Raw genomic sequence first — 8,268 nt, 5'->3', positions numbered from 1 at the left:
TGTCAGATCTACTTTCCAGTCTACACGTACTTTCGCTGAATCGATGTTGCCACAAAGATCCTCTGCATAGAACGTACGTACTGCCCACATTGCACAAGGCTCTCCGCCTGTCTCATCTCTCGATGTTATGGTGATGTCTCCAGGATCATCACAGTTGTCTGTAGCACTCGCACTTCCAAGAGCTGTTTCAATCTCTGCATCAGTTGGATTGCAGCCCAGATCATCATCACTGTTGGCTGTAATTTCTGGTGCTGTCAGATCTACTTTCATCGTCAATGTCGTAGTTTTTGTATCGGTATTACCACAGTCATCTGTGTATGTAAAAGTATATAGCCTACTCTGGACACAACCTTGAGGAGCTTGCAACACTCCTCCATCAGATTCTACTGTTGTATTTGTTGATCCATCGGTTCCGCAATCCACTAGAACATCTGCAGTTAAAGAAGTCGGCCAGGTTCCATTACAACCGAGGTCGTATCCTGCAGGAGGGGTAATGGTTACTGTACATTCTTCTGCCTGAAAAATCGTATCCAAGCATTCGCCAGCCAGTTCAACAGCAACATCCTGCTCAGAATTCCAAATTAAGGTTCTGTAAGGAGCTGCAGGTAAACCATTAATAAAAAAAGTTCCGTCGATTTCAGTTGCTCCTTCATATTTAAGTACAGGATTAAACGGATCTGTATCGTCGTATACTTCAATCCAGAATGGTGCAACAGATCCACCATTTTCGGTACCAATAAGAGTTAAGCTTCCAGTTGATTCACCAAAACACTCAACATCTGTTGCTATAAGTTCACAAGTTGGTGCAGCATATGCAACAACAGCCGTTGCAGACAATTGGACCTCTTTACTTCCACAACCACCTAAATTAATACAAGAAGAGTTAAACATATGATAAGGACTACCTTGAATATCTGCAGCAGAACTTCCCTCTCCCCATAAATCTTCACATGCAATATTACCTCCCCAAGCAAATACAACTATAGATTGCCCGTCAACAATGGTAAAATCAACCACTAAATAATCTGATGTGGCGTAGTTAACATCTGATAAAGGATCGCCAGGATCGAAAGTTAAAGTTGCATTAACCGGAACATCGCCATTGGTATAAATCCTAAAGTCACCATAACCTTCTACATCTCTTGCATATAAAAAACCGTCTATAGTTCGTTCGTCTCCAGCTTCTAATCCGAAGGGTACTGGTAATGGATAGTCATCAAATACCACACTTACCTCCTCTAGGTCTGTGCCAAGCAATATTTGACCCAAAACATCTTCAGGAGAATGTGGAAATCTATCATGATTCGTATCACGATCAAAAGAAGTTAAATAATCAATGGCATGTTTATCACTCTTGTGTGTGTCATAACCAATGACTACCTGATAATTACCAGGTGTTAATCCACTCACTTGTAAGCGATATGGAATTGTCATTCCACAGGCGTAATGGGCCTTTGCGGCATTAACATTTCCGGTAACCCAATCAACATCCAGTGATGTTAGAGATGGTACCATTAAGGCATCTTTTAGAGCTCCATTGGCAAATTGTTCTAATTTGTCAATCGATTGTGCCTGTACATTACTAAATGAAAACAGCAATGCACAACACCATGCTAATAGGAGTAGTTTCCTAAAAAGTAAGTAATTTTGTTTCATACATGTAATTTTGAAGATTAGAATAATCGTTAACTAATAAGTTTGTTTTGGTCTTTGTTTCACTCAATTATCTCCATCTTCAAAAAAGAGAAGTTCAAACTTCTACGCGTCCAAACGTACTTGTCATGATTTTTCGATATTACATCTGGGGCAAGATGTAATTTCTACCCTTATTTATCATTTCGTTACAACTCTTTGAGAATTGCAAATACAAGTTACTATAAGATTAAATGGAATTCAATCGGGAATTTTACTGAAATATATTAGGAGTATATCATCAGTAATCGGCGAACTATTGCAGATTATTTTGATAGGCAAATTCGATCATTTCTGCGGTAGATCTAACACTTATTTTTGTTTGAATATTTTTTTTGTGTGTTTCTACGGTACGTGGACTGATATTTAATTTCACACCAATTTCTTTATAGGTATAACCTTTACAAAATAGTTTTAAAATGGTAAGTTCCCTGTTGGTTAATATCCGTTTATCCTCGTATGTGGCCGATACCTTTTTGGTTCTTAAATACTTTTTAAGCAACTGCCATACCCGCGGAGGGAAATGATCTTCCCCTTTTGTCATGGCTTTTAATGCATCTATCAGTGCATCGCTTCCCGCATCGTTAAAAACAAAACCATTTACCCCCAGGCTAATATATTCCTCGAAATAATCGGAATAATCGGTACTCAGTATCAGCAATATCGGTGTACGTAATGTTTTGCGTCTGATCTTCTTTATTATACTGATTCCATCATCCAGACAATGAATGATATCTATAATGATCACTTCCGGTTTTTCAACCTTCATTTTGTTCATAAAGTCATTAATGGTCTTGGCTTCAAATACTATCTTAAAATCCCCCGATTCTTCGATAACCGACCTTATTCCCGAACAAAAAAGAGAATAATTTTCCAATATGGCAATGTAGCACATAATACCCCTATTTTTTATCATTATACACCCAAAATTGGTTTACTACCAATTGTTTTTTGGAATTCAATCATTGCCTGATTGTGGGGAGGAGCTTGTAACTACGTGAAATAGAACTACAATATACTACTTTTTACGTAATCAATCAATCCGTAAATTCCCGTAAAAAATTTCCGTAAAAACACGTAATAAAATACCTATTAATCTTCTATGTGTTTCCAATCAAATAATTACTTTTTAAGTAAAAGCAATTATTAATTGCAATAATATTTATGAATTGTAATAATGAAAAAAACTACACCAGAATGGATTATCCTATTTATTTTGTGTAAATACCAAATGACCTAAATATTTAAGCGGTAGCGTCTGGAGAATAAACGTTAAGCGATATATTTAAAATCATTTATTAGTATAAATTATAATGCAGCAACTGAATTATTCCAAATTATTCTTTACAGCAAAAGCAATCAGCTCGTTAAGCGTTGCAATACCTAGTTTAGCAAGAATATTATTTTTATGCGATTCAACTGTGCGGGGACTAATATGAAGCTCTTCTCCCATTTTTTTATAAGAATATCCTTTAGCAAAGAGTTTGAGTACTGTTAATTCTCTTTCACTTAATTCGTCCACCAATGTTAGTGGCTGACTCACACGGCTTTCCTGCAGTTTAAGTTCGACCTCTATATTTCCCAGATACTGTTCTCCATTTAACACTTTATTACACACAAAAATTAACTGTTCTATAGAATCCGTTTTCCATACAATTCCTTTAACTCCATTCATCAGGTACTGTAATACATTATGGTCAGCCTGCGTAGTATTGAATAAGATTATCGGAATTCCGGGGTAATTTTCTTTTAGGAATTTAGTTACTGTTTTAATCATTTCAGATGGCAGCTCACAACTCAAAAATATCAAATCAAAAGCACTCAAACCTTTAAGGGCTTTCAATTCGATATCACTTGATATTTCTGTCAAAACATCGAAGTCTGCGGCCTCCTTTAGAAGAAGCTTTAATGCCTCACGACAAATAGCATTATCATCAAACAGTAATATTTTTCTTTTTTCAGACACATTCATCACACCCTTAAAACGATTATAACACATAAATGTTCTACATATCTGAGGTATAGATGGTTAATTCGGGGACACATTGTAGAATTGGTCTGATAAATAAACAGCATAAAAGCTGAGTGAAAATGTTCAATTTGCTTATAATTTTAGGCAAAAACACTTTACATAAGTATCGGAATGTTCACAATGCCAAGCAGTTACACTTGTCATACTTACTTTTTTTATGTTTTTTTTGTCATACTAACAAGATGCTGAACGTATAGAAAACACTGGGAGTTCGACATGATATTAACATCTAAGAATTTTTCTAAATAACGTTGTGTTAAGAAAATCTATTGCAAGTTAATAATCAGTGGTTTAGATTTACATCGCAAACCTTTTTAAATAGAACTGATTAAGTAGACGCTTTAATTTCCTATTTATTTAAATTTTACTCAGAGGAAAGAGTCTATATGCGTAATTAAGTTGTGATAAAAATTCTAACCCAATTGAATTTTTAAAACGCTTTGAGAGATTTATCAATGCCAATCATTGATACAGGAGGAGTTATGGACCATTAGATTAAGACAAAAATGAGAAAACCAGAGTTAGTGTTGCTAATGCTATTTATAGCATTAATTGGAAAAAGTACGTTCGCCCAAAACCCACATTTCAAGCTAGAAAGTAAAGATCATCAGTTAATTACAATTGATGAATTGTTCTCAGAATCCGGAGAAATCAAGCCCTTTAAAGAACAAGGAAGAAAAATCTACGGACTTGCGGCCAGCGCCGATATTGATTTTTCATCGGCCGATGGCTGGGTGCGTTTGGTATTGCTCGATCAGGATTTTAATGAACACCTGTTATTAGAGAGTTATCCAAACTTAAACGGAACAAATCGTGTTTCGTTAATCGATTATGCTGAAGAAACAGCATTGCTCAACGGAATCGTTCCTTATGTCATTAGCGTTGAGGTAAATAATGCCTCTGTTTTATTAAAAAGTCTCTCCTATTCGTCAAAAGGCGATATAATTTCAGATTACAACAAACAGAAAAAGGAAAAACGTTCGGCTCAGAATAAAGAAAAAATTGAGCAGCTGAACAAAAACCTAAAAGCCAACGGACAGCATTGGGTAGCAGGCGAAACCAGCGTTTCGGCCATGAGTTATGGAGAACGCAAAAAACTGTATGGACAAAGTACATTTCCTGCCGGATTTGAATTTTATGCTGGAGGAGTGCTTTCCACAAGCACTGCAACCGACGGAAGTTCTTTAAATTTAAAATCAGCCACAACATCAAGCCCTTATATTGATGAATGGGATTGGCGCGATCGACATGGAAAGAACTGGATGTCTCCGGTTGTAAATCAAGGTACCTGTGGATCATGTTGGGCTTTTGCCCCAACAGCTGCCACTGAGGCAATCGCGAATGTGTTTTACAATCAATTATTAAATATTGATCTATCAGAGCAAGAAGTATTGTCGTGCAGCGGAGGTGGAACATGTGATGGAGGCTATCCCTCTACAGCTATGAATTACATTCAAAAAACAGGTATAGTTGACGAACCAACCTTTCCGTATGCTCAAGAGGATCTAGCCTGTAACCAGAAAGGGAACAGTCCCAATGACCAAATAAAAATCTCAGGATTCGTAACTTACGGGGCAACAGAATATCCAAGAACGGAAGATGACTTGAAACGAATGCTTATTGAAAAGGGACCTTTAAGCAGTGCATTATATGATTGGAGACATGCAATGGCATTATCTGGATATTTGGTTGTTGGTGTTGGAGATACATTATATTATAGCGATCCTGAAACACTAAGAAGATCATGGATGATAGTGCCTGAAGGTGATCCTTTGATTGGTAAAACTGTTTGGATTTATAAAAATAGCTGGGGAAGCGGCTTTGGCGATCGAGGTTACGTTTATGTTGAGACCACCTTATCAAACATCACGCAGACCTTTGGAATAGAAACTCCTGTATTAAGTTTGGTAAACAATTACGAAGTAGTATGCACCGACAACGACGGCGACGGCTACTACTGGTGGGGATTAGGAGAAAAACCTGCAAATTGTCCGCCATGTCCTGATTTGGCAGATGGGGATGATTCAGATCCAACAAAAGGGCCACTGGATGAATACGGATACTGCATGCCAATAAATGGCACACCGATTCCAGTAGCCAACTTTACTTCAACCACCACCACAATAAATAAAGGACAGAGTGTGAGTTTTACCGACCTTTCAACCAATACTCCATCATCATGGAGCTGGACTTTCAACGGAGCTACACCATCAACATCTACCGAGAAAAATCCAACCGTAAGCTATAATACAACAGGAACATTCAGTGTTAGCCTCACGGTAAGCAACGCTGATGGAACGGATACAAAAACTGAAACTGCTTACATTACTGTTTCGGAGCCTGTTATGGCTCCCGTTGCCAGTTTTTCAGCAACACCTGCCACTATTAACGAAGGTTCTCAAGTCTCTTTTACTGATTTAACCACTAACCAACCAACAGCCTGGAGCTGGACTTTTGAAGGCGGTACTCCTTCAGCCTCTGAAGATCAAAATCCTAAGGTAGTTTACAGTACTCCCGGAACATATGATGTTACGCTAACAGTTACCAATTCAGGAGGTACTAATACTAAAACAATTACAAATTACATCCAGGTAATTGATACCGTTGAAGCTCCTGTGGCTGCATTTACAGCAAACAACACTATCATCGCTGAAGGACAATCAGTGACGTTTACCGACCAGTCTGCCAATACACCAACCTCATGGAACTGGACATTTGAAGGTGGATCACCGGCTTCTTCTGCCAGTCAAAATCCAACGGTTGTTTATGCTACTCCGGGAGTATACAATGTTACCCTTGTGGCAACTAACGAAGGAGGATCGAATACAGTTTCAAAGAGCGCTTTTATTACCGTTCAGGATACTCTTGAAGCGCCAATTGCTGATTTCATTGCGGATAACACAGCAGTAGTGGAAGGCGGAGAAATTTCTTTCACTGATAAGTCGAAAAATACTCCGTCATCCTGGAAATGGGTTTTCGATGGTGGTAATCCATCAACATCGACCGAAAAAAATCCGAAAGTAACTTATAGCTCGCCTAATAGTTATAAAGTTTCACTTACCGTAACTAACGCAGCCGGTAATCATACAAAGACGGTTGAAAATTACATTACGGTTGAAGCTAAACCAGATCCTGCTTACTGTATTCCAACACCGGTTGCAACAGATGAATGGATTGCCGAAGTACACATGGGCGAAAATAGCTTTACTTCAGGTTCTGATGGATATGCTGACAACTCAGCGGTGAATTTCAATTTTATTGCCGGATCAAATATCGATTTTACACTCGTTCCGGGATTTGGCGGAAGAAGCAGTTTTGAATATTGGGGCATTTGGATTGATTTTAATTCAGACATGAATTTTACGGAGGATGAAAAGGTCTTTACATCATCAAAATCCAAGTCATCGGTTAGCGGAACAATTTCTATCCCGCAAACAAATTTGACTACACGTATGAGGATTGCAATGGGAACCGGCAGCCCAACGGCTTGCGATTTTGCAGGACCTGGTGAGGTGGAAGATTACACCATTGTAATTGCGGAACCGGCACCTGCGCCTCCTGTTGCTGCATTTAATGCCAGCTCAACAACTATTGTTGCCGGACAATCTGTTCAGTTTTCAAATTTATCTGAGAACGAACCAACCAGTTATCAGTGGTATTTCCCGGGTGGTACGCCATCAGCAAGTACAGAGCCTAATCCAACGGTTAGTTATGCAACCGGAGGAACATACGATGTTACGCTTATTGCATACAAAACAGGTTTTACTTCTTCGGAAATAACACTTACAAATTACATTGGCGTTAGTGAAAACGATGGAACTCCAACTCCTACTCCATCCGTTTACTGCGAACCTGCTTTAATCAGTAGCACCTCTGATTACATTCAAAACGTAACTATTGGTAATGCCCTGGCAGTTAACAGCTATGGCGATGGATATTCATTCGACACCAACCCATTTACGCTGAATGCAGGTGGTTCGTACGACGTTAATTTGGTACCAAGTAATTCTTCAAGCCGTAATTTTTGGAGGATATGGATTGACTTTAACAACGATGGAGATTTTGATGATGCCGATGAGACATTGCTGGCCTTAAACAACAAAAAAGGCTCTGTTGCTGAAACGATTGCAATTCCCGCTTATGTTTCGGGAACAGCTCGAGTACGTATATCGATGAAAGTTGGCAAAGCTCCGGCAGCTTGCGACGATAATTTTGAAGGTGAGGTTGAGGATTATCTGGTTTCGTTTGATGCACCGATGTTACAGTCATCGATGCCAAAAGCTACAGCCGAATCAATCTATGAAATGGATTTGAAAGTATATCCGAATCCTACCACCGACCAGCTGAATTTGAGCTTATCTGACATAACAGATCAGGCATCTTATGCCATTTATAATACCGTTGGGAAAAAAGTTGAAGAACAATCAATCGTTGCCTCACTAACCACAATTGATATGAGCGAAAAGTCACCCGGCATTTACCTTGTGGTTGTAAAAACCGATGCGCAAACATTTAACAGGAAAGTGATTAAAAGATAAGTACTA

The 8,268-nt window shown here is 38.5% G+C and carries 4 protein-coding genes; 1 reads left to right on the top strand and 3 read right to left on the bottom strand.

Annotated elements, in window-relative coordinates:
• From LH29_RS23115 to LH29_RS23105, 3 genes are all read right to left on the bottom strand, one after another.
• Positions 1 to 1,656: hypothetical protein (locus tag LH29_RS23115; protein WP_157493811.1), on the bottom strand; the 1,656-nt coding region annotated here is incomplete at its 3' end.
• A gap of 292 nt (positions 1,657 to 1,948) precedes the next feature.
• Positions 1,949 to 2,608, bottom strand: a complete 660-nt coding sequence (locus LH29_RS23110; RefSeq protein ID WP_082063920.1) for a response regulator transcription factor — start codon at positions 2,606 to 2,608, stop codon at positions 1,949 to 1,951.
• 411 nt (positions 2,609 to 3,019) lie between these two features.
• The gene (locus LH29_RS23105) at positions 3,020 to 3,691 is read right to left on the bottom strand and encodes a response regulator transcription factor (RefSeq protein WP_082063919.1); all 672 of its coding nucleotides are present in this window, start codon (positions 3,689 to 3,691) and stop codon (positions 3,020 to 3,022) included.
• Positions 3,692 to 4,230: 539 nt separating this feature from the next.
• Between LH29_RS23105 and LH29_RS24185 the strand changes: the two genes are divergently transcribed.
• Positions 4,231 to 8,262, top strand: coding sequence for a PKD domain-containing protein (locus LH29_RS24185; RefSeq protein WP_082063918.1), 4,032 nt, complete (start codon positions 4,231 to 4,233; stop codon positions 8,260 to 8,262).
• Positions 8,263 to 8,268 lie beyond the last annotated feature (6 nt).

Origin of the sequence: Draconibacterium sediminis (assembly GCF_000949475.1) — a bacterium.
In the GTDB taxonomy this organism is placed as follows: Bacteria; Bacteroidota; Bacteroidia; order Bacteroidales; family Prolixibacteraceae; genus Draconibacterium; species Draconibacterium sediminis.
This window is presented reverse-complemented; position numbering and strand designations above follow the sequence as displayed.

Coding starts and splice junctions, on each gene's coding strand:
- LH29_RS23105 (WP_082063919.1), bottom strand. CDS start 3,691: ATGTGTTATAATCGTTTTAAGGGTGTGATGAATGTGTCTGAAAAAAGA.
- LH29_RS24185 (WP_082063918.1), top strand. CDS start 4,231: ATGAGAAAACCAGAGTTAGTGTTGCTAATGCTATTTATAGCATTAATT.
- LH29_RS23110 (WP_082063920.1), bottom strand. CDS start 2,608: ATGATAAAAAATAGGGGTATTATGTGCTACATTGCCATATTGGAAAAT.